The sequence below is a fragment of the Sphingomonas sp. Leaf5 genome (assembly GCF_001421155.1).
Classification (GTDB): Bacteria; Pseudomonadota; Alphaproteobacteria; order Sphingomonadales; family Sphingomonadaceae; genus Sphingomonas.
This window is the reverse complement of record NZ_LMJZ01000006.1, coordinates 141,118-162,350: the sequence shown is the minus strand read 5'-3', so window position 1 is coordinate 162,350 and position 21,233 is coordinate 141,118. Positions and strand designations below refer to the sequence as shown.

Genomic DNA, 21,233 nt, shown 5'->3' with positions numbered 1-21,233 from the left:
ATGGGCGACCAGCGTTGGCTGGCGATCGGCGTGCCGATGGTCGGGGGCGGGGCGGCATTGGCCGCCGCGATCCTGTTGCTGCCCGGCCGGACCGAAATCCTGCATGTCGAGCGCCGCGCCCATCCGGTGACGGTGTCGATCGCGCTGCCGCCGCCGATGCCGTCACCCGTGATGCCGGCGGGGCCGCAGCTGCCGGCGCTGGCCGATACGATCAAACGCGCCGATGCCGCCGAGCTCGCCACGCTGACCGCGCAGTTGCAGGCGGCGGGGCAGCAGGTCACGACGCTGCAGGTCGCCTATGACCTGAAGGCCGCCGGTCGCGGCACGGTCGCGCTCGCCTATCTGGCGGTACGCCCCGACGGAACGGCTGCCGAGACATGGCCGCTGCGCATCGACCTGCTGGCCGAGGCGGGGCAGCGCGATGCCGCGGCGAAACTGTTCGATGCGGCCAAGGGTGTGCCGGGGCCGGCGATCGTCGCCGCCGCCTATACGCTCGACCGGCCCGACCTGCTGGTCGCCGCCGCCGAACGCGGCGCGATCCCGCGGCCGGACGCCGCGCTGTCGCTCGACCTTGCCCGCCGGTTGGAACGGGCGGGGCAGGGGGCGTGGATCGCGCGGCTCGCCCGGGTCGGCAGCGACTGGCGTGCCGGCGATCCATGGCTGGCGATCCGCGTCGCGCAGGCGGCGGGCGATCAGCGCGCGGCGCTGGCGGCGGCGGGGATGCTGCCGGGCGATCAGCGCGATGCCGCGCGCGAAGCGATCCTGACGCGTGCCGGCGACCGGGCGGGGTTGCGGCAGATGCTGCTTGCCCGGGCGCAGGTGCCGGGTACCGATCCGCTACCTATCGCCGAGCAATTGCTGGCGGCGGGGGCGCGCGACGATGCGGTCGGCGTGCTGGCGGCGGCGGTCGGGCAGGGTGGCCCCAACGGCCCAGCGGCGCGGCGGCTGCTCTATCTGCTCGGCCCGCGCCCTCGCCAGGGCGACGTCGCATGGCTGCGGCAGCGCACCCTGAACGGCACGACGGCGCAGCAACTCGACTGGATCGCCGCCTATGCCGATCGCGACCGGCCGGGCGAGGCGGCAGCGTTCCTCGCCCGCCATCCGCTGGCCGATCGGACGCCGGTGCTGCTCGAACGGCTGCGGCTTGCGCAGGCGGCGGGGGACGATCCCGCCGGGCGCGCGGTGCTGGCCCGGCTGTTCGACGGACGCGCACTGTCCGCCGATGCGGTGCGCGCGGCGGGCGACGCGATGCCGCGCAGGCCCGATCCGGCGCAGCTCGCCACGCTGCTGCGTGCCCGCGTCGCCACCGGCATCGCCGCTCCGCGCGACCGGATGGATCTGGCGTGGAGCGCGTGGAATGCCGGCGATGCGCCGCGCACGGTGCAGATCCTGCGCGACTATCTGACGACGCAGGGCGACGATCTGCCCGCGGTGGGGCTGATGGCCGATGCGCAGGGCCGGATCGGCGGCGATCGCGCCGCGCGGCCATGGCTCGAAAAGGCGCTGGCCAGGACGCCCGCCGACAGCCGCGCCGCCGCCGAACTGCTCGACCGGCTCGGCCGTCGGCGCGAAGCGGTGGCGCTGGTCGAACGCCTGCGACAGGCGACACCGAACGACCGGCAACTGGTCGCGCTCCATGCCCGGCTGCTGATCGCCGATGGTCAGCCCGGCCGCGCCCGCATGGTGCTGTCGCAACAATGATCGCCGCGCTGGTCCTGATCGCGGGCATCGCCGGCCCGGTGCTGCGCGTGCCGCCGGCGATCCTTGCCGATGGCGAGGTCGCGGGCGGCGATCCGCAACTGGTGTGGCCCGCCGGCACGACGCTGAGCGTCGAGGGCGATGGCGGCGAGATCGTCGTCCGCGCCGACCGTCCGATCGACGACCGCGCCATCGACCGGTTCCGCGATGCCGCCGGCGATGCGATCGGCGACCTGCGCTGGAATGATGACAGCCTCGTGCTGCGCCCCGCCGCCGGAAATACGCTCCGCTGGCGGCGTAGCGACAACCGCATCACGATCGGCTTCACGCCGGCCGACGACGCACCGGTCGCGGCGGTGGCGCAGGACGCCGCCGATCTCGACCCGCAACTGCTGACGATCGAGGCCGATGTCGCCGCCGGCTATCCGGGCGAGGGCCGCCGCCGTGCGGAGGTGCTGGCGACGCAGCATCCGACCGACCGGCGCGTGACCCGCATCCTCGCCGATGCGCGGAACGCCGATGGCGACGCTGCCGGTGCGACGCGGCTCTATCGCCGCCTCGGCGCGACCGATCGCACCGCGCGGCGGGCGGCGGCCTTCGCCCCCGGTGCGGCCTCGGCCAGCGTGACGCTGCGCGACGGCAGCGACCTGTCGCAGATTGAGAGCGCCGCGCGCGTCGATGTCGCGCTCACCGATCGCACGACGGTCGGCGGTGGCGTGCGCCATATCGCCAGCACCATCGGCGACGCCCATCGCGGATCGACCGTGGCCGAAGCCGGTGCGACGGTCCGCGTCGGCGACGAGGCACGGATGCAGGCGGTGCTGGCCGGCGCGCTCGACAGCGGCGTCACCGGCGGCGGCGTGCGCTATGCGTCCGGCTCGGTCGAGGGACAGTGGCGCGCCGGGCTGACGCTGCATCAGCCCGATTATTCGACCCGCGAACAGGCGATCGACGATGGCTGGCTGTCGCGTGTTTCCGCAGGAGCCACCTATCGCATCGCGCCGGGGCTGGTCGGGCAGGTCGATGTCGGCGGCAATCGCTATGGCATTGCGGGCGCGGGCGGGGCGGTCGACACGATCACGCTGGCCGGCGGGCTCGACTATATCCGGCGGCGCGGTGGCTTTGCCTTCGGCCTGACCTATCGGTTGGAGGCCGAATATGTGCAGCGTCTGCGCGGTGGAATCGATTTCGCGACGCGCGAAAACCACACGGTGCAGGGGTTGGTGAGCGGCGCGATCGGCGAAGCGCAGTTGACCGGCCTTGCCGGATGGACGGTCGACCGCTTCGGCGGCGACGGTCCCAATGCCAGCCTCGGGCTGGCGCTGCCGATCGGCACCGCGTGGCGGGTCGAGGGGAGCGGCGGGATCAGCTCGGTCACGCGGCCGGGCTTTGCGGGGCAACAGATTTTCGCGCGCGCGGGCGTAACGCGCGGCTTGGGGAACGGGCGATGAGCGCAGGACGTCACCGGTCGCTGCGCATCGCCATGGAACTGGCGGCGGGTTTCGGGGTGCTGATCGCGCTCGACCGGCTGCTGCTGGGCGGCACGGCCTTTACCGGCGTCGATCCCAATCCGCTGTGGCTGCCGGTGGTAGTCATGGCGCTGGCCTATGGCACCTTTCCCGCGCTGGCGGCGGCGGGCATCGCCAGCGGGCTGTGGCTGGCGATCGGGCAGGAACCGGGCGTCGAGCGCGATTATCTCGATCACCTGCTGCACCTGTCGCTGCCGCCGCTGCTGTGGTTCATGGCGGCGGTGGCGATCGGCGAGGTGACGATGGTGCGCGCACAGCGGCTCGTCCGGCTCGAACGGACCAAGAATACCGCGCGGCGCAACGTCGTCCGGCTGACCGAAGCGTTCCACCGCCTGGTCGATACCAATCGCGCGTTGCAGGTGCAGGTCGCGACCGACGACCGCAGCATCGGCCATGTCATCGCCACCGCCGCGCGTCTGGGCGATGTCGACCCGGCCGAACGCCGCGCCGCGGTGGTGGCGCTGATCGCGCTGGCCGCGCACACCCGCGACTTCACCTGTTACCGCGTGGTCGGTGGCGAGGCGCGGGCATGGTTGCGTGGCGACGCGGCACAGGCGCGCGCCGACACGCTGCCGCCGCCGCTCCTGCTGATGGCGCGGCGCGGCGATGCGATCCATGTCGGCCGGGCGTCGGATCGTGCCGCGCTGGTCGGGGTTGGCGTCGCCGCCCTGCCGCTGATCGACGGCGATGGCGACCGCGTGGTCGGGATGCTGGTGCTGCACGACCTGCCGTTCGAGGCGCTGGGCGCGCATCTGCTGGCCGAACTGACCGAAATCTGTCGCTGGCTGGTGCCGCTGCTGGTCGACGAACCGCGTCGCCCCGCGATGCTGGCGGTCCGGTCGCCCGGAAAGGTCGCATGATGCGCGCGGTCGTCGCGCTGGCGGTGGCCGACGTGGCGATGCTGGCTTCGGCGCCGGTCTGGCCCGGTCCCGTGTTGCTGATCGGCCATATCGGCTGTTCGATCGCGGCGATCGTGCTGCGGCTGCGCGACGGTCGCGCATTGCGCTTCAGCGCGATCGTCTTCGGCATGATCGGCCCGGCGGCGTTGCTGGCGGGCGAATGGGCGAGCCGCACGCTGCCCGATGACGATCGTCCGCCGGCCCCGCTGCCCGAACCGGTTGTCCGGTCTGGCAAGGCGCAACGCGGTGCCAAGCTAACCATCGCCCGGATGCTCGACGGACGCGTCCTCCATGCCGAACCCGACGCGCTGCATTCGCTGGTCACGATCATGCGCCACGGACAGGTGGCCGAGCGGCGGCGCGCGCTGGAAACGGTGGTGCGCTCGTTTCAGCCGTCGCTTTCGCCGTTGATCGCGCTGGCACTGACCGACGGCGATCAGACGATCCGCGCGCTTGCCGCCGCCGCATCGGCGCGCATCGTGCAGAATCTGGCGACCGGTCGCGCCGCACTCGAAGCGGCGAGCGGGCCGGAACGCGATGCGGCGCTGGCGGCGATGCTGGCCGATCATGCGCGCGGCAACGTGCTGTTGTCCGATACGCAGCGCGCGCATCTGCGCGCCGACGCGCTGGACCTGATCGGCGACGACCCGCTCGACCCGACCCGGATCGAGGCGCTGTGGGCGGCGGGCGACTATGCCGCGATCGATGCGATCGTCGAACAGGCACCTGTCGACGTCAGCCCCTACGACCGCGTCTCCCGTGCAACCGGATGGTGGCGCGGACAGACGATCGGGCATCGGGCGTGAACGCGCGGATCAACCCCGGCCCGCCCGCCGATATCTGCCTGATCGTCGAGGGGGCGTACCCCTATGTCGTCGGCGGCGTATCGGGGTGGTTGCAGGACCTGATCACCCACCTGCCCGAAATCCGTTTCGCCATCGTCGCGATCAAGCCGTCCTCGGCCCCGCTCGCGATGCAGTTGACCCCGCCCGACAATGTCGTCGAACTGGTCGAGATCGCGCTGGCCCCCGAAGCGACGATGCCGCGCGGCTATCCGGCGGCGCAGGCGGTGGCGATCGCCGACGCGCTGATCGATTTCGTCGACGGGGGCGGGGCGGGGACGCTCGGCACGCTGATCGCGCTGATCGACGGTGTCGGACGCCCGCTGACGCCCGGCGATATCCTCGCCCATCCCGCGACCTTCGCGCGGTTGCGCCGCCATTATGAGGCGCTGTTGCCCAAGGCGTCGTTCCACCATTATTTCTGGGCGATGCGCGTCCTGCTCGGCGGGCTGCTCGCGGTGCTGACCGCGCCGCTGCCCCGCGCGCGCGCCTATCACACCATCTCGACCGGGTTCGCCGGGCTGCTGGCGGCGCGCGCGGCACAGGTCAGCGGACGTCCGGCGTTCATCACCGAACACGGCATCTATCTGCTCGAACGACAGATCGAGGTGATGATGGCCGAATGGATCGGCGATCAGGTCGATACCGGCCTCGCCATGGACCGCACCGTCAACGACCTGCGCGACCTGTGGGTGCGCGCCTTCACCAGCTATGCGGGTGCCTGTTACGATGCCTGCGATCCGATCGTCGCGCTGTACGGTGACAATAATGCGGTGCAGCGGCGACTGGGCGCGGCGACCGACCGGGTGCGGGTGATCCCCAACGGCATCGACGCACGGCGTTTCTCGCACCTCGCCGATGCCCGCGATCCCGACCATCCCCTGGTGGCGCTGCTCGGGCGGGTGGTGCCGATCAAGGACATCAAGACTTTCGTCCGCGCCTGCGCCATCGCCCATGTGCAGAAACCGCATCTGCGCTTCGTCGTGCTGGGGCCGGAGGACGAAGACCGCGAATATGCCGCCGAATGCAACCAGCTGGTCGCCGATCTCGGGCTGAACGACGTCCTGCATTTCGCCGGGCGAGTGCGGATCGAGGATTGGATGAACCGCATCGACCTGCTGGTGCTGACCAGCCTGTCGGAAGCGCAGCCGCTGGTGATATTGGAAGGGGGGGCGTGCGGCATCCCGGTCGTCGCCCCCGACGTCGGCAGTTGCCGCGAGATGATCGAGGGGCGTGGGGCTCATGATCCCGGCCATGGCGGCATCGTCACGCCGCTGGTCAATCCGCAGGCGACGGCGGCGGGCATCTTCGCCATCGCCGGCGAACCTTCGGTCCGCTGGGAAATGGGCGAGGCGATGCGCCGCCGGGTGCTGCGCGATTACGATCACCCGACGATCATCGGGTCGTATCGTGCGCTCTATGGGGAATTGATCGGGCGGTAGAGGTTAGCGCCTAACCGCCCCAAAAACCCGTTCGGTTCGAGCGGCTTCGAGCCAAGTCGAGAAGCGTCCGTCGAGAACGGCCCGCTTGGGGCGCTGCCTTCTCGACTTCGGTTCTCGACAGGCTCGACCTGCGCTCGAAGCGAACGGGAGGAGGGCGGCGTGTCTTACGACAGCTTCTTGCCGCGCAGCGTGTTCAGCACCGCGATCGCCGCCACGCCGGCCAGCGCCGCGCTGGTCCACGGACGGTCCTTGGCAAAGCCGCGCGCCTTGTCGGCGATCGGGGCGTCGCCGCCGAAATGCTTCTTGAACGCGTCGGTCAGCTTGGTCTTGCCGTTCGAAACGGGGATGTCGCGATTGGTGATGAGGGTGTCGGCCATGAATCTACTCCTGATCGGTGAAGGTCGCGGGTCGTAACGCACGACCCGCGAACCGGTGCCATCGCCGTCCCGATCAGAAGTTCAACCGCGCACCGACAGCATAGCGCGGGCCATAGGTTTCGAACGCTATCACCCGTTCCTTATAGACCGAGTAGGAAAAGGTCTTTTCGTTGAACAGGTTCAGCCCCTGCGCGAACAGCGTCAACCGATCGTTCAGCGCATAGTTAATGCTGGCGTCCCAGATGCCATAGGCGTCGACATTGACCGGCTGTCCGCGATTGCCCTGCTGCGTCTGTTCATACGCGTTGCGGTAATTATACGCGATCCGCGCCTGCAACGGCCCTTTTTCGTAAAAGGCCACGGCATTGTACGTCGTCGCATCGGGATCAACGAGGCTCAGGTTCGCCTGCACGCCCAGCCCGTCGAGCGGCGCAGGCAGTCCGGTAAAGGTATATTGCCCCGAAAATTCGATGCCGCGATAGCTGCGGCTGCCGATATTCTCCGGCCGCGTCCGCCGGAAATCGAGGCCGAGCAGCTGGATCGTCGACGTCACCGATTCCGAGATATTGTCCAGATCCTTGGCGAACAGCGCGACGCTGACGAAGCTCGACCGGTCGAGATACCAGGTCAGCGCCGCATCGTAATTCCATCCGATCATCGGTTCGAGGCCGGGATTGCCGTCGGTGATCGCGCGTTCGCGTGGGCGCGGGTTGATGTTGCGGATGAGCAGCAGGTCGGACAGCGTCGCGCGGGTCAGCGTCTTGGCGACGGCCGCCTGCAACACGACGTCCTCGAACACGTCGATCTTGAAATTGGCGCTGGGGAGCCACTGCGCATAGGAACCGGTCTGACGGATCGGTTGCGCCGCCGACAGATTGACGATCGGATCGCCCCCGGGCGGGGCGGGGGTGATGCTCACGATCTCCTGCCCGAACCCCAGCGAGGTCACGTCGGTGCGGGTATAGCGCAGCCCGATATTGCCCGACCATGGCCGCGACCCGAAATCGCCGCCGAACGTCGCCTGCACATAGCCGCCGATCGTCCGTTCCTGCGCCGACCCGCTGTTGCCGGGTACCGGAATGACGCCGAAGCCGCCGCCATTGGCCGCCAGCGCCGCGCGCGCCGCCGCCGGATTGGCAAGCTGGTTGATCGCGGCATCGCTCAAGAGATAGCTGGCGAGGTCCGCCGCAGAATAGGTTGGATAGGCGCTGTCGAACATGCCCGTGCCGAGGAAATTCGTCGCCCCCGCCGGCCGCCCGAACACATTCTGCGGCACCCCGACACCCGCCCCGCAATACAGGCATTGCAGCGCATCGGGCGTCTTGAACGAGAACCGCGATTTCTTGCGATCCGAGAAATTATACCCGCCCGAGATCTTCGTCAGAATGCCCATATCGGCATCCCATTTCAGGTTCGCATTGCCCTGATAGATCTGGTCCTCGACGCTGACCCCCTCATAGGTCAGGAACCCCGCCTTAGCGTTCGACGTGTCGAGCAGGTTGCCAAGGCCCGTATAGACCGGCAATCCGGTCGGGCCGATCGCGAAGCGTACGCCGGCCGGCGAATAGCTGGGCGTCGCCAGATTGCTTTCGAACCACGCCTGATTGCCGCCGGTATCGTCGGTCGCCTTCGACCATGAAAAATCGACCGAGCCGCTCAACCGGTCCGACGGGGTCCATGCCAGATTGCCGCCCGCCTGATAGGTGGTGGCAAGTCGCGGGCGAACCTGGTTGGTGATGTTCGGACCCGATGCGATGCCGGTATAGCTGGTGATGGTCTTGTTCGAATCGACCGTCGCGGCGGTGATGTCGCCGGGGCCGCCATAGACGAAGAACACCTTGTTATCGTCGTTGACGTCCAGCTTCGAATACAGGCCGTCGAGCGTGAACAGCAACGTGTCGCTCGCCCGCCACTGCGCGGTGAGCAACCCCGACAGCCGCTTGCGACTGGTGCGGTTGGTGCCCCATTCGACATAGGTCGGCAGCGACACGCCGGTGAATTCGGCCGTCCCGTCCTTGTTCAGGTCGAGCGACTGGTTCGCTTCCCATCCGTCGGTGAAGATGCGCTTCCCCTCGATCTTGCGATCGATATAGGAAAACGCGCCGAGGATGCCGAAATCGCCGCCGCCGAACGTCGTGCTGAACAGCCCCGATGCCTGTGGCGAGAATTCCCCGCGCAGCTTGTCGTAATTGGCCTGTCCCGACAGCGCGACCCTGGTCCCCGAAAAATCGAACGGCCGCGCGGTGTACATGTCGACCGTCGCGGCGATGCCGCCCTCGATCTGCGCGGCGGTCGGCGTCTTCGACACATCGACCCGGTTGATGAGTTCGGCGGGCAGGATGTCGAAGCTGAACTCACGCCCCTGATTCTCGGTCGCGAGGATGCGGCCATTGTACAGCGCGCTGCTGAACGCCGGCCCCAGGCCGCGGACGGTGATGAACTGTCCCTCGCCATTGTCGCGCGAGATGGTGACGCCGGGAATACGCTGGATCGCCTCGGCGATATTCTGGTCGGGCAGCTTGCCGATATCGTCGGCGACGATCGAATCGACGATATTGTCGGCGTTGCGCTTGATATCGGTCGCGCGGCGCAAACTGGCGCGTAAGCCGGTGACGATGATCTCGCCGTCGTCGACGGCCGTCGCCGCATCCTGCACCGTGCCGGCGGGCGGGGCCGGATTGTCGGCCCCCTGCGTCTGCGCGGTGGCGGGAGTCATGGTCAGCACCGTGGCCATCCCGGCCATCGTGAGCAAGCGGAACCGCGTATCGGATTTCATGCCGAATCCTCTCCCTATCGCTTCCCGTATCGCCATGCCGTTCGTGCGGTCATCGGGTCGGAAGCTGCGACAGGTTTAACGATCAACCTGCCGCACGGCAAGCGGGCATGTGCGGTAGCGTACTGGAGCGGATCAGATCGATTTTCAGGTTTGTGCGGCCAGCGTGGCTGCAATGGTCGATCCTGTCCCGACCGCGCCGGCGTACCGAGGAGGATTCATCGAGGGAGCGACGCCGATGACAGGAGAAGCGGATCGTCCGATGGCCGAACCTGCACCGCGTCCGGATCTGATCGAGACGCTGCGCGCGATGGAGCCGCTCGCTCCGGCGGACGCGTTGCCGGACGATCTCGACGCGCTCCTGTTGCCGTTGCGGGACGCTGCGTGCCTGTTGCCGGCACCGTGCCGACGTCTGCTTCCCCGGTTCGCATCGGACGCAATCCACCTTCATCGCACCATGCGTCATCCCAGCGCAGGCTGGGATCTCCCGGTGATGGCACGAAACAAGCGCCGCACGAGGCCTCAGCCCCCGCTGGGGCGACGTTTCCGGTTAGCTGGATCTAGAAGATAAAAACCGGCGGACAGTACAGACTGTCGGCGATACCCGCCCGCACGGCGGCAATGCCTATGTCCGCTGGCCGGGTTTGCCGTCCGGCAGCACCGCGCCCACGAACGCCGGTCGTCAGATCGACTGCCACACCGCATAGCCGCTGAGCAGTGCCGACGCCGATCCCGACATGCCGACCAGCAGATAGCCCATATAGGTCAGCATCGCCGGATTGGGCCGCTCCATCCGCTTGTTGCGCGCCGCGCCCGACAGCACGAAACTCGCCAACAACCCATAGGTGAACACTGCCGTCTCGACCATCGCTCGCGCTATCCTTTGCCAGTGCGGGATGCCCCCCGGCTCTCCGCTGTTCGTCCTAAATCATAGGCCGGTCAGACTAGCAAATGGTTAACGCGGAACCGATCGCGTGATTGAGGCGTTTCGGCGTGTTGGTTTGAAAAATCGGCCTGATTGTTTCGGTGCGCGATCCTACGTCGACTTCCGAATGAACAGCCGATCGCCGTCGCGCCCGATCAACGCTGCGTCACCATGGTCGCGGATATGACGTAACGCCATGCGACGGCATTGCTGGTCGTGTTCGATCTGCCGTTCGACCCATCGCCGCCATGCCGGATCGGCAAGCGCGATCCTTTCGGCGTCCAGGATGCTCACCGCATGCGCGGCGCGCAGGTCCTTGATATGGAGGATCCAGCGATTGCGTTCGGTCACCACTGGGCGGCCTCCCGCACCGTCACCCCATCCGATCCGAACACCAGCATCCGTGCCGGATCGGCGTACAGCGTCACCGCGCCCGTCACCGTGTGATGTCCGTCCAGCTTCGCGCGAAATTCGTCGCCTGTCGCCAACCGGCCGTAGAGATAGGTCGAATGGCCCAGCGCCTCGACCGCCTCGACCATCATCGGCAGCGCGACGCCGTCCGCCCCCGGCTGCAACCGCAGATGCTCGGGCCGCAGCCCCAGCGTCACCCGATCCCCCTCCGCCAGCGTGCCGGACGTCCCGGCGATGCGCACGCCCCCGGCCAGTTCGAAGATCGCCGCCGCGCCATCGCGCGCCACGACCGTCGCCGGCAGCAGGTTGATCCGCGGCGAACCGATGAACCCCGCCGTAAAGACATTGGCGGGCCGGTCGTAAATCTCCAGCGGGGTGCCGACCTGCGCAATCCGCCCCTTGTCGAGGATCACGAGCCGGTCGGCCAGCGTCATCGCCTCCACCTGATCGTGCGTCACATAGATCATCGTGCTGCCCAATCGCCGGTGCAGTGCCGCCAGTTCGTGCCGCATCCGCACGCGCAGGTCGGCGTCGAGGTTGGACAGCGGTTCGTCGAACAGGAAGATCGCCGGATCGCGCACGATCGCCCGGCCGATCGCCACCCGCTGGCGCTGGCCGCCCGACAACTGGTGCGGCATCCGGTCGAGCAGCGCATCCAGTTCGAGGACCGTCGCGGCATGGTCGACGGCCTGTGCGATCGTCGCCCTGGGCGTGCGGATGTTCTTCAGTCCGAACGCCAGATTCTCGCGCACGGTCATGTGCGGGTACAGGGCGTAGGACTGGAACACCATCGCCACGCCGCGATCGGCGGCGGGGGCATGGGTCACGTCGCGCTCGCCGATGCGGATCGTGCCGTGGCTGACGCTTTCGAGGCCGGCGATCATCCGCAGCACCGTCGACTTGCCGCAGCCCGACGACCCGACCAGCACGACGAACTCGCCCGACCGCACCTGCAGGTCGATGCCGCGGATCGTCTCGACCCCGTCATAGGACTTGCCGAGTCCTTCGAGCATCAATGCCGTCATGCGCAGGTCCCTTTCGACGCGGCGGCGCTGCTGTCGCCGATCACGAATTCGGCCTCGATCGCGATCGGGGCGGCACCGCCATCGGTGTCGCACAGCAGCCGTTCGGCGGCCTTGCGTCCCTTCTCGAACGCATTCTGCCGTACCGTGGTCAACCGCAGCCCGCCGGCTCCGCGGCCGGGCGGGTCGATCCCGTCATAGCCGGTCACCGACATCCGCCCCGGCACCGCCCGCCCCAGCGCGTCGCACGCCGCGATCACGCCATGCGCCAACCGGTCGGAGAAACAGACGATCGCGGTCAGGTCGCGTTGCCGTTGCAATAACCGGTCGACAGCGCGCGCGCCGCCTTCCTCCGCATTCATCGTCTCGCATACCAGCACGCTGTCCTGCGCGATGCCGGCGGCGTCGAAGGCGTCGCGACAGCCGAGGATGCGTTCGTGGACGACGTAATTCTCGTCCGAAAAATCGCGGTCCAGCGCGTAAATCTCGCCATGATCCTCGGTCCATGGAAAGGTGACGATCGCGATCCGGCGGTGGCCGAGCGCGAGCAGGTGCGACACCACCGCGCGCATCATCGCCCGGTCGTTGGTCAGCACGCTGGGCAGCCCCGGCGCGTCGAAATCGACCACCACGGTCGGCAACCGCCGCGCGAGCGCTTTCTGGATCGTCGGATTGCTCTTGTACGGCGCGTTCAGGATATAGCCGTCGACGATGGCGGTCAGCGTGTCGCGCCGTTCGGGATGCTTGTCCTTCAGCGGGATCAAGACGATGTTGGCGCCTTCCTCCTCACACACCGATGAGATGCCGCGTAGGAACGCGATGTCGTGCGCGTCGGTAAAGGCATAGCTCAGCTGGTCGTTGAACAGTACGCCGATCGCGCCGCATTGTCCGGTGCGCAGCGACCGTGCGGCGGGGTTCGGCCCTTCGTAATGGACGTGGCGGGCATGGGCGAAGATGCGGTCGCGCAGGTCTTTCGACACCTTTGCCGGGTTGTTGTACGCATTCGACACCGACGTATGGGTGATGCCCAGATCGGCGGCGATCGATTTCAGCGTGGCGCGTTTGGGGCGCGGCATGGCATCCTCTCCATTCGGCCGTTCCGCCGGTTGGCCCCTGCCTACCGCGCCGCCTTGACAGCCGCAACTGCCAATGTTTAACGATAAACCCGCACCTCGAAACGGGGGCGGTGGAGAGGAACGGCCGCTTGTGAAGACGACCCTGCGCATCGGCGCGGCCGCGCTGCTAGCCCTTGCCATTCCCTTGCCGGGCAGGGCGGTCGCGCAATCGATTGCAGCGGCGTCACAACTACCGATACGTGGCAACTTTGTCCACTTCGACCATCTCTATGCCGAACGCGACTTAAACGGCGAACGCGTCGGCATCCTGCATATCTACAGCGAAGCCCCCGACTATCGCTTCGCCATCGAACCGCGCGAAGGCTATACCTGCGTCGATGATGTCGCGCGCGGCATCGTCCTGCTCGCCGCCACCAACCCGGATGCGAAGCGGCGGCACCGGATCGAGATGCTGACCCGCTTCGTCCTGCGAATGCAGGCGGAGAACGGCTATTTCCACAATTTCCTGTGGGGCGACGGTCGCATCAATCGCGACTATCGCACCTCGCTCGCCGAGCTGAACTGGTGGTCGCTCCGCGCGCTATGGGGGCTGGAGGCGGCGCTGCCGCACCTTGCCCCCGACACTGCCGTGCGCGCCCGCACCGCCGCCGACCGCCTCGTTGCGAATCTGAAGCGCGACCTGCCGGTCAGCGCCAGCGGGACGACGACGGTGGCGGGCCTGACCGTCCCGACATGGCTGCCGCTCGAATCGGGTGCCGATGCCGGATCGGTCGCGCTGCTCGGCCTGCTGCCGCACTGGCAGCGCACACAGGACCCCGCGACCCGCGCCCTGATCGGGCGGATCGGCGACGGGCTGGTCGCGATGCAGGCGGGCGATGCCAGGCGCTTCCCCCACGGCGCGTTCCTCAGCTGGCAGAATCGCTGGCACGCGTGGGGCAATGCGCAGGCCTATGCGCTGCTGCGCGCCGGCAAGCTGCTGAACCGTCCCGACTTCACCGCCAGCGCCTTGCGCGAGGTCGATCATTTCTACCCCTGGCTGCTGAACACGGGCATGCGCTCTGCCTTCGCGCTGCAAAAGGACGGGCAGGGGTTCAAAGCGGTTGAGGCCGAACGCTTTCCGCAGATCGCCTATGGTATCACCCCGATGATCCTCGCCGCGACCGAGGCGCATCGCCAGACCGGGGAAGGGCGCTATCAGTTGCTGGCGCAGCGTCTGGGGACGTGGTTCACCGGGCGCAACGATGCCCGACGCGTGATGTACGACCCGGCGACCGGGCGCGGCTATGACGGGATCATCGCCCCGGGCAAGATCAACCCGAACGCCGGTGCGGAGTCGACCATCGAGGGGCTGTTCGCCGCCACCGCGGTGGCCGGAACCCCGCTGCCATGACCAGCAGGCGCGACGCCCTGCTGCTGGCGCTGGGCGGTGCGGCGCTGCTGGCCGGGTGCGGGCAACCGCGCCGCGAGCGGCGCACCGACCGCATCCGGCTCTGGGTCGCGCCCAATGCGGCGGAGGAGGGGTTCTGGAAGATCGCGGTGGCGAAATGGAACGCCGCGCGGCTCGGCCTGCCGGTCGAGTTCACGACCATCCCGACCGCCGGCAATTCGGAGGATACGGTGTTGTCGGCGCTGGTCGCGGGCACCGAACCCGATCTGTGCACCAACGTCTTTTCGGGTTTCGCGGTACAGCTGGCCGCGCTGGGACAGGTCGCCAATCTCGCGGTGATGCCGGGCTATGATGCGTTGCTCGACCGGCGACACATGCGATCGATCATGGCGGGATGGGAACAGGGCGGGCAGGTCGTGGCGCTGCCGATCTATTCCAGCCCGACGCTGATCTGGTGGCGCGCCGATCTGCTCGAAGCAAACGGCCTGTCGGCACCGCCCACCACCTATGCCGATGTCTATCGCTTCTGCGAACGCTATGCCGTGCGCGGCTCGCGCTACGGGATGCAGGTCGTCGCCGGGCGCGCGTGGCAGGACCGCTGGTTCGACTATATCTCCTATTACTATGCCGCATCGGACGGGCAGCCGTACCTCGCGGGTAACAAGGCGCTCTACGACAATCCGGCGGGGAGCCAAGCGGCGGGGTTCGTCGACCGCATGTATCGACAGGGCTGGACCGCGCTCGACTTCGATGCCGAGGAGCCGTTGGTCTCGGGCCTTGCCGCTGGCGCGGTGCGGGGGCCATGGGATGTCGAGCGGTTCGCGAACATCTATCCCGAGACGCTCGCGCGCATCGCCGTCGGGCCGATGATCGCGGAGGGTCCGGCGACGGGTACGCGGTCGACCTTTTCCGACAGCAAGGGCGTCGTCATCTTCCGCAACAGCCGCGTGCAGCGCGAGGCATTTGCGTTCCTAAGCTGGGTATTGGGCGACGAAGCGCTGAACCTGCTGTGGCTCCAGCGTACCGGCCTGTCGCCCGCGCGCGACGACCTGCTGACCAATCCCGCCTTTGCCGATTATTATCGCGGCAACGCCATTGCCCGCGCCTACGCCGATCATGTCGCGACCGCCCGGCCGCCCGCGCTGTCCGAACATACCATCGATATCCAGAAGATCATGAGCGCAAGGCTGGTCGAACCGCTGATGCTCGGCACGACCAGCCCCGCCGCCGCGCTGGCCGACGCGGTGGCGCGGACCGACCGGATGCTGGAGGTGCAGGCATGAAGCTGTCGCGCGAAGCGGTGATCGGGCTGTCGCTGGCCGGCGCCTATCTGCTCTTTACCGCCGTCTTCTGGGCCTATCCCTTCTTTTGGCTGGCCAAGCTGTCGGTGACGCAGTGGCGCTTCTTCGACGAACCGGTGTTCACCGGTGCGCGCAACCTGTTGCTGACGGTGCAGGACCCGCAGTTCTGGCAGGCGTTGTGGAATGTCGTGCGGTTCCTCGGCTTCTATCTGCCGATCGCGTTCGGCGGGGCGTTGATCGTCGCGTTCGGGTTGCAGCATGTCGGGCGGGGCAAGGCGTTCGTGGCGCTGTGTTTCCTGCTGTCGAACGTGTCGTCGGGGGTCGCGCTGTCGCTGGTGTTTGCCAAGGTGTTCAGCTCGACCGGGCCGCTGAACACCATGCTGTTCGATGTGGCAGGGGTGCGGGTGCCGTGGACCAACGATCCGACGCTGGCGATGCTGGCGATCGCGCTGGTCGTCGCGTGGAAGTTCGTCGGCTATTACGGGCTGATCCTCTATTCGGGGCTGCTGGCGATTCCGAAGGAAATCTATGATGCCGCGCGGCTCGACCATGCGGGGCCGTGGACGCGGCTGACGCGGATCACGCTGCCGATGATGAACCCGCAGCTGATGATGGTGCTGACCTTTGCGATCCTCGTATCGTTCGGGCTGTTCACCGAACCGTTCATCATCACCGGCGGCGGCCCCAGCGACAGCACGGCGACGCCGCAGATGATGATCTACGAAACCGCGTTCCGCCGCCTGCAACCCAGCCATGCGGCGATGATGAGCATCCTCGTCGCGCTGGTCACCTATGCGCTGGTGCAGCTCGCCCGGCGGCTGTTCGAACGAAAGGTCGTGCTGGCATGACGCGCATCCGGGCGTTCCCTGGCAAGCGCAGCATCGGCGGATGGGCGGCGACGATCGCCATCTATGCCCTCGCGCTGACATGGCTGTACCCGTTCGCATGGATGGTCGCCGCGTCGCTGAAACCCGCCGCGCAGATCTACAATACCGGGTTATTCGAGGGCGACTTCACGCTCGACAATTTCGCCTTCCTGTTCGCGACCGCCGACAAGCTCGACCGGCCGTTCCTCGGCGCGCTGGGCGTGTCGGCGGTGGTGACGCTGACCGTGACGGCATCGGTGCTGCTGACCTCCGCCTTCATCGCCTTCGCATTGGCGCGGATGCGGTTCCCGGGGCGCAAACTGTTCGGCGATTTCCTGCTGCTGCAAATGGTCATTCCGACCAGCATGTTCATCCTGCCGCTGTTCGTGCTGGTGAAGGAAATGGGGCTGCTCAATTCGCTCGCCGCGCTCATCCTGCCGTCGATGATGTCGGGCTGGGGCATCTACATGATGTCGCAGTCGTTCCGGACCATGCCCGAGGAATATTTCGATGCGGCCCGGCTCGATCGCGCCAGCCTGTGGCAGACGGTGACGAAGATCGTCGTGCCGCTCAACAAATCGATCATCGCCATCGTCGCGCTGTTCACCTTCACCGGCACCTGGGACAATTTCCTGTGGCCGCTGATCGCGATCTCCGACACCGACAAGATGCCGTTATCGGTACTGCTGGCGACGTTCAGCAAGCAATATGGCGGCTATGCCGGACCGGTGATGGCGGGTGCGGTGTTGCAGACGCTGCCGCTGGTGCTGCTGTTCCTCCTGTTCCGGCGGCATTTCCTGCAGGGCATGTCGCTGTCGCTCAAATGAGAAGGTTTCCGCATGTTGCAGCGTGATCCGCGCAATCCCGTCGTCACGCCCGAGATGGTCCGGCCGAGCCGCCCCGAATGGCGGGTCGACGGCAGCTTCAATGCCGGCGTCACCCGCTTTGGCGAGGAGACGATCCTGCTGGTCCGCGTCGCCGAGAGCGTCGTCGCCGACGATCCCGACACGGTGATCGTGCCGCTGCTGGAGGAGGTGGACGGCGCATGGGCCTGCACCACCCGCAGTTTCCGTCGCGACGATCCGGCCTATGACTTTGCCGACCCGCGCATGGTGCGCTCGCGCGCCGATCCGCGCGACGTGTTCCTGACCTCGCTGTCGCACCTCCGCCTCGCGCGCAGTCGCGACGGGGTGACGTTTGCGGTCGACGACGCGCCGTTCCTGTTTCCCGCCGACCGCAGCGAACGCTTCGGGTGCGAGGATGCGCGGATCACGCAGATCGAGGGGCGCTGGTACATCAACTATACCGCCGTCAGCGACCTCGGCATCGCCACCGCGCTGGCGGTGACCGACGACTTCGTTTCGGTCGAGCGGATCGGCATTATCCACGCGCCCGACAATCGCGACGTGTGCCTGTTTCCGCGCAAGGTCGGCGGGCAGTATTGGTGCCTGCATCGTCCCGCGCCGCTGCACCTCGGCACGCCCGAAATCTGGATCGCCAAGTCGCCCGACCTGCTGCACTGGGGCGATCACCGCCATCTGGCCGGACGGACCAGCGCCGCATGGGAGGCGATGAAGATCGGTGGCGGCGCGCAGATGATCGAGACCGATCGCGGATGGCTGCAAATCTATCACGGGGTCGATGCCGATCAGCGGTACAGCCTCGGCGCGCTGCTGCTCGATCTCGACGATCCGCGGATCGTGCGGGCGCGGTTGGACCGGGCGCTGGCGGTGCCGGACGAAGCCTATGAACGCACCGGCTTTTTCGACAATGTGCTGTTCAGTTGCGGCGCGTTGGTCGGGGGCGATACGCTGCGCATATATTATGGCGCGGCCGACCGGGTGATGGCGGTGGGCACGGTGTCGCTCGCCGAATTGTGGCAGGCGATGGGCGTTTGAGGACACGCCCGACCGTACTCCCGCGCATGCGGGAGTCCAGGGCCAAGCAATACCGCGTCCCGATCGGGACTCTGGACCCCCGCCTGCGCGGGGGTACGGATGCAATACAGGAAAACAGCCATGCACCATGACAGCATTCCGCGCGTCAAAACCCGCCATGCCGCCTTCGCCGCCGACCCGCCCAAGGGCCGGACGGGCAAGCTGACCTTTGCCGGGGTCGACGGGCTCGACGTCTACAACATCTCCGCACCGTTCCGCGTCGGCGGGCGGACCGTCATCGCCGGGCGGGTCGAGGCGCGCGACAGCGAACATTCGACCGCGATCTTCTTCGAGGAAGCGGACGGCGTCTGGCACCCGATCGACGGCGCGCCGCGCCTTGCGTTGCAGGACCCGTTCGTGACCTTCATTGGCGGCGAACTGGTGTTCGGCGGGGTCGAGGTTCGCTTCGGTGTGGGCGAGCCCGAATGGTGGACGGTCTTCTATCGCGGCAACGACCTGTTCGACCTGAAACCCTTCTTCGCCGGGCCGCTGGGGATGAAGGATATCCGGCTGTGCGAGCTGGCCGATGGTCGGGTCGCGGTGTTCACCCGCCCGCGTGGGGCCAAGGGCGGGCGCGGGACGATCGGCTATACCGAGGTCGCCTCGCTCGACGCGCTGACCGTCGAGGCGATCGACGTCGCGCCGATGCTGGAGGGCATGTTCCACCCGTTCGACTGGGGCGGGGTCAACGAAGCGCATCTGCTGGCCGGTGGTGAGATCGGGCTGATCGCGCATATCGCCTATTTCGAGGATGATACGATGTATAGCGCGCGGCATTATTATGCGGTGTCGTTCGTGTTCGATCCGGCGAGCCGCCAATGGCGCGACCTGCGCATCCTCGCCGGGCGCGACCAGTTCGGACCGGGTGCGGCGAAGCGGCCCGATCTGACCGATGTCGTGTTTTCGTCGGGCATCGAACGCATCGGCGCGGTCACGCGGCTCTATGCCGGCACGTCGGATGCCGAGGCGCATTGGGTCGAGATCGCCTATCCCTTCGACGTGCCGCTCGCCGGGGAGGCCACGACCAACGACGCCCCGCAGTTGATCGTCGCGCCGCAGCGGTTAGAGGCCTGAATATGCTACGCATCGATCCTAGTCCCCGCCCGCTCGGCAAGAGCGATATCGTCGTTTCCCCAATGGCTTGGGGCATGTGGCGCTTCACCGGCGAAGTCGCGGCAGCACGTGTGCTGGTCGAGGCGGCGCTGGAGACGGGCATCACCCTGTTCGATACCGCCGATATCTACGGCACCGATACTCCGGCGGGTTTCGGGTCGGCAGAGGCGCTGTTCGGGCAGGTGCTGGCCGAGGCACCGTATCTGCGCGAGCGGATGGTGATCGCGACCAAGGGCGGCATCCGGCCCGGCATCCCCTATTGTTCCGACCGCGCCTATCTGACGGAGGCGGTCGAGGCATCGCTGTCGCGGATGGGGATCGATCGGATCGAGCTGTACCAGATCCATCGCCGCGATTTCCTGACCCATCCGCAGGAGGTGGCGAAGAGCCTGACGGCGATGGTCGAGGCCGGCAAGGTGCGCGGGATCGGCGTGTCGAACCACAGCCCGGCCGAAGTCGATGCGTTGCAGACGTTTCTGAGCCTGCCGATCCTGTCGACCCAGCCCGAATTCTCCCCGCTGCACAGCGCGCCGTTGTTCGACGGGGCGCTCGATCAGGCGATGGCGAAGGATATGGCGGTGCTCGCCTGGTCGCCGCTCGGCGGCGGGCGGCTGAGCGATGGCGCGCATCCGGCCGGCGCGCTGCTCGCCGAACAGGGCGCGCGCTTCGGGGTCGATGCCGCCACCGCCGCGCTGTCATGGGCGATGGTCCATCCGGCGCGGATCATCCCGATCATCGGATCACAAAACCCCGATCGCATCCGTTCGGCAGCGGGGGCGCTGACGGTCGAGTGGACCCCGGCTGAATGGTATGCGGTGTTGCAAGCCGGGATGGGAACGTCGCTACCCTGACGATCCACCCGCCGGTTGTAGCGGACCCGACGCATCTGTATATTGCTGACGAGTCTGTAGCATCGTGAGGCGGCAAGTCGATGAACGCGCATAACGGTCGGTTGGTAAGCGGGGGACGGTTGCAGCTGCCCTCCGACGTTCGTCGCGAGCTGGGGCTGGCCGATGGCGATCAGGTCGTGATGCGCGTGGTCGACGGAGAACTGCATATCCGGCCGCGCCGCGACGTGCTTAAACGGATTCAGGCGATGTTGCAGCCCTATGCCGCGACGAACGGATCGGTCGTCGACGAACTGATCGCCGACCGGCGCGCCGAATCCGACCGTGGCTGACCCGGTCTATGTTCTCGACGCATCGGCGGTGCTGGCAGCGTTCTTCGACGAACCCGGTGCCGATGTCGTCGCCGACCATATGAGCGGTGCACTGATGAGCGCGGTGAACCTGTCCGAAGTCGTCGCCAAGCTGATCGACCGGGGTGCGTCGCCCGACCAGATCGCGGAGATCGTGGCGCAACTGGATATCGACATCGTCCCGCAGGACGAAACGCAGGCGATGGCCGCCGGGCTGCTGCGCCGGGAAACGCGGTCGTCGGGCCTGTCGCTCGGCGATCGCAGCTGTCTGGCGCTCGCTATCGATCGCAAGGCGGTCGCGCTGACCGGGGATCGGGCGTGGCTGTCGCTGGCCGAACCGCTGGGGGTCGAGGTTCTGGCAATCCGGTAAAGGCGGCGGACACGGAAAAATGCCCCCGCCGGGGATGGGCGGGGGCAGGGGGGGGGAACTTTGAATT

The 21,233-nt window shown here is 67.6% G+C and carries 20 protein-coding genes; 14 read left to right on the top strand and 6 right to left on the bottom strand.

Features of this window, described 5'->3' with window-relative positions; genetic code table 11:
* The 5 genes from ASE50_RS06780 to pelF are packed head-to-tail and all read left to right on the top strand — an operon-like array spanning window position 1 to window position 6,410.
* Window positions 1-1,701: a hypothetical protein gene (locus ASE50_RS06780; protein WP_056397478.1), complete on the top strand. Its 1,701-nt coding sequence runs from the start codon at window positions 1-3 to the stop codon at window positions 1,699-1,701.
* Entirely contained in the window at window positions 1,698-3,149 is a 1,452-nt protein-coding gene (locus tag ASE50_RS06775) for a hypothetical protein (RefSeq protein WP_056397473.1), read from the top strand. The genes ASE50_RS06780 and ASE50_RS06775 overlap by 4 nt, the downstream gene beginning before the upstream one ends.
* Entirely contained in the window at window positions 3,146-4,087 is a 942-nt protein-coding gene (locus ASE50_RS06770; protein ID WP_056397471.1) for a hypothetical protein, read from the top strand. Before ASE50_RS06775 ends, ASE50_RS06770 begins: the two co-directional genes overlap by 4 nt.
* Window positions 4,084-4,932, top strand: a complete 849-nt coding sequence (locus tag ASE50_RS06765) for a hypothetical protein (protein WP_056397468.1) — start codon at window positions 4,084-4,086, stop codon at window positions 4,930-4,932. Before ASE50_RS06770 ends, ASE50_RS06765 begins: the two co-directional genes overlap by 4 nt.
* Complete coding sequence (pelF, locus tag ASE50_RS06760) at window positions 4,929-6,410, top strand: GT4 family glycosyltransferase PelF (RefSeq protein WP_235512225.1); 1,482 nt, start codon at window positions 4,929-4,931, stop codon at window positions 6,408-6,410. Before ASE50_RS06765 ends, pelF begins: the two co-directional genes overlap by 4 nt.
* 164 nt (window positions 6,411-6,574) lie before the next feature.
* Here the strand turns inward: pelF and ASE50_RS06755 are convergent, their stop codons facing one another.
* The 6 genes from ASE50_RS06755 to ASE50_RS06730 form a co-directional block, all read right to left on the bottom strand.
* Window positions 6,575-6,787, bottom strand: a complete 213-nt coding sequence (locus ASE50_RS06755; protein WP_056397463.1) for a hypothetical protein — start codon at window positions 6,785-6,787, stop codon at window positions 6,575-6,577.
* 73 nt (window positions 6,788-6,860) lie between these two features.
* The gene (locus tag ASE50_RS06750; protein WP_056397460.1) at window positions 6,861-9,563 is read right to left on the bottom strand and encodes a TonB-dependent receptor; all 2,703 of its coding nucleotides are present in this window, start codon (window positions 9,561-9,563) and stop codon (window positions 6,861-6,863) included.
* 679 nt (window positions 9,564-10,242) lie between these two features.
* Complete coding sequence (locus tag ASE50_RS06745) at window positions 10,243-10,428, bottom strand: hypothetical protein (protein WP_055997983.1); 186 nt, start codon at window positions 10,426-10,428, stop codon at window positions 10,243-10,245.
* Window positions 10,429-10,596: 168 nt separating this feature from the next.
* Entirely contained in the window at window positions 10,597-10,836 is a 240-nt protein-coding gene (locus tag ASE50_RS06740; RefSeq protein WP_235512224.1) for a hypothetical protein, read from the bottom strand.
* A complete protein-coding gene (locus ASE50_RS06735; protein WP_056397455.1) occupies window positions 10,833-11,921 on the bottom strand; it encodes an ABC transporter ATP-binding protein in 1,089 nt (362 codons plus the stop codon). Before ASE50_RS06735 ends, ASE50_RS06740 begins: the two co-directional genes overlap by 4 nt.
* A complete protein-coding gene (locus tag ASE50_RS06730) occupies window positions 11,918-12,994 on the bottom strand; it encodes a LacI family DNA-binding transcriptional regulator (RefSeq protein ID WP_056397453.1) in 1,077 nt (358 codons plus the stop codon). Before ASE50_RS06730 ends, ASE50_RS06735 begins: the two co-directional genes overlap by 4 nt.
* A 130-nt stretch (window positions 12,995-13,124) precedes the next feature.
* Between ASE50_RS06730 and ASE50_RS06725 the strand changes: the two genes are divergently transcribed.
* The 9 genes from ASE50_RS06725 to ASE50_RS06685 all read left to right on the top strand — a co-directional run bounded on the left by ASE50_RS06725 (window position 13,125) and on the right by ASE50_RS06685 (window position 21,166).
* On the top strand, window positions 13,125-14,384 hold the full coding sequence (locus ASE50_RS06725) for a hypothetical protein (RefSeq protein ID WP_056397450.1): 1,260 nt from the start codon (window positions 13,125-13,127) through the stop codon (window positions 14,382-14,384).
* Window positions 14,381-15,664, top strand: coding sequence for an ABC transporter substrate-binding protein (locus ASE50_RS06720; RefSeq protein ID WP_056397446.1), 1,284 nt, complete (start codon window positions 14,381-14,383; stop codon window positions 15,662-15,664). Before ASE50_RS06725 ends, ASE50_RS06720 begins: the two co-directional genes overlap by 4 nt.
* Window positions 15,661-16,530: a carbohydrate ABC transporter permease gene (locus tag ASE50_RS06715; RefSeq protein WP_056397443.1), complete on the top strand. Its 870-nt coding sequence runs from the start codon at window positions 15,661-15,663 to the stop codon at window positions 16,528-16,530. The genes ASE50_RS06720 and ASE50_RS06715 overlap by 4 nt, the downstream gene beginning before the upstream one ends.
* Window positions 16,527-17,375 carry a carbohydrate ABC transporter permease gene (locus tag ASE50_RS06710; RefSeq protein WP_056397440.1) on the top strand — a complete coding sequence of 283 codons (849 nt, stop codon included), beginning with the start codon at window positions 16,527-16,529 and terminating at the stop codon, window positions 17,373-17,375. The genes ASE50_RS06715 and ASE50_RS06710 overlap by 4 nt, the downstream gene beginning before the upstream one ends.
* Window positions 17,376-17,387: 12 nt before the next feature.
* Window positions 17,388-18,446 (top strand): glycoside hydrolase family 130 protein, encoded by a 1,059-nt coding sequence (locus tag ASE50_RS06705; protein WP_056397437.1) that lies wholly within the window; start codon window positions 17,388-17,390, stop codon window positions 18,444-18,446.
* Window positions 18,447-18,566: 120 nt separating this feature from the next.
* Window positions 18,567-19,559, top strand: a complete 993-nt coding sequence (locus ASE50_RS06700) for a DUF1861 family protein (RefSeq protein WP_082438854.1) — start codon at window positions 18,567-18,569, stop codon at window positions 19,557-19,559.
* 2 nt (window positions 19,560-19,561) lie between these two features.
* Window positions 19,562-20,449: an aldo/keto reductase gene (locus ASE50_RS06695; protein ID WP_056397434.1), complete on the top strand. Its 888-nt coding sequence runs from the start codon at window positions 19,562-19,564 to the stop codon at window positions 20,447-20,449.
* A gap of 80 nt (window positions 20,450-20,529) precedes the next feature.
* A complete protein-coding gene (locus ASE50_RS06690; protein ID WP_056397431.1) occupies window positions 20,530-20,778 on the top strand; it encodes an AbrB/MazE/SpoVT family DNA-binding domain-containing protein in 249 nt (82 codons plus the stop codon).
* Window positions 20,771-21,166, top strand: coding sequence for a type II toxin-antitoxin system VapC family toxin (locus tag ASE50_RS06685; RefSeq protein ID WP_056397428.1), 396 nt, complete (start codon window positions 20,771-20,773; stop codon window positions 21,164-21,166). The genes ASE50_RS06690 and ASE50_RS06685 overlap by 8 nt, the downstream gene beginning before the upstream one ends.
* Window positions 21,167-21,233 lie beyond the last annotated feature (67 nt).

What these genes read in the sequence shown, in the direction of transcription:
- ASE50_RS06765 (WP_056397468.1), top strand. Translation starts at nt 4,084, where the DNA reads ATGATGCGCGCGGTCGTCGCGCTGGCGGTGGCCGACGTGGCGATGCTG.
- ASE50_RS06700 (WP_082438854.1), top strand. Translation starts at nt 18,567, where the DNA reads ATGCACCATGACAGCATTCCGCGCGTCAAAACCCGCCATGCCGCCTTC.
- ASE50_RS06715 (WP_056397443.1), top strand. Translation starts at nt 15,661, where the DNA reads ATGAAGCTGTCGCGCGAAGCGGTGATCGGGCTGTCGCTGGCCGGCGCC.
- ASE50_RS06720 (WP_056397446.1), top strand. Translation starts at nt 14,381, where the DNA reads ATGACCAGCAGGCGCGACGCCCTGCTGCTGGCGCTGGGCGGTGCGGCG.
- ASE50_RS06745 (WP_055997983.1), bottom strand. Translation starts at nt 10,428, where the DNA reads ATGGTCGAGACGGCAGTGTTCACCTATGGGTTGTTGGCGAGTTTCGTG.
- ASE50_RS06730 (WP_056397453.1), bottom strand. Translation starts at nt 12,994, where the DNA reads ATGCCGCGCCCCAAACGCGCCACGCTGAAATCGATCGCCGCCGATCTG.
- ASE50_RS06780 (WP_056397478.1), top strand. Translation starts at nt 1, where the DNA reads ATGGGCGACCAGCGTTGGCTGGCGATCGGCGTGCCGATGGTCGGGGGC.
- ASE50_RS06735 (WP_056397455.1), bottom strand. Translation starts at nt 11,921, where the DNA reads ATGACGGCATTGATGCTCGAAGGACTCGGCAAGTCCTATGACGGGGTC.
- ASE50_RS06775 (WP_056397473.1), top strand. Translation starts at nt 1,698, where the DNA reads ATGATCGCCGCGCTGGTCCTGATCGCGGGCATCGCCGGCCCGGTGCTG.
- ASE50_RS06755 (WP_056397463.1), bottom strand. Translation starts at nt 6,787, where the DNA reads ATGGCCGACACCCTCATCACCAATCGCGACATCCCCGTTTCGAACGGC.
- ASE50_RS06750 (WP_056397460.1), bottom strand. Translation starts at nt 9,563, where the DNA reads ATGAAATCCGATACGCGGTTCCGCTTGCTCACGATGGCCGGGATGGCC.
- ASE50_RS06710 (WP_056397440.1), top strand. Translation starts at nt 16,527, where the DNA reads ATGACGCGCATCCGGGCGTTCCCTGGCAAGCGCAGCATCGGCGGATGG.
- ASE50_RS06690 (WP_056397431.1), top strand. Translation starts at nt 20,530, where the DNA reads ATGAACGCGCATAACGGTCGGTTGGTAAGCGGGGGACGGTTGCAGCTG.
- ASE50_RS06695 (WP_056397434.1), top strand. Translation starts at nt 19,562, where the DNA reads ATGCTACGCATCGATCCTAGTCCCCGCCCGCTCGGCAAGAGCGATATC.
- ASE50_RS06705 (WP_056397437.1), top strand. Translation starts at nt 17,388, where the DNA reads ATGTTGCAGCGTGATCCGCGCAATCCCGTCGTCACGCCCGAGATGGTC.
- ASE50_RS06770 (WP_056397471.1), top strand. Translation starts at nt 3,146, where the DNA reads ATGAGCGCAGGACGTCACCGGTCGCTGCGCATCGCCATGGAACTGGCG.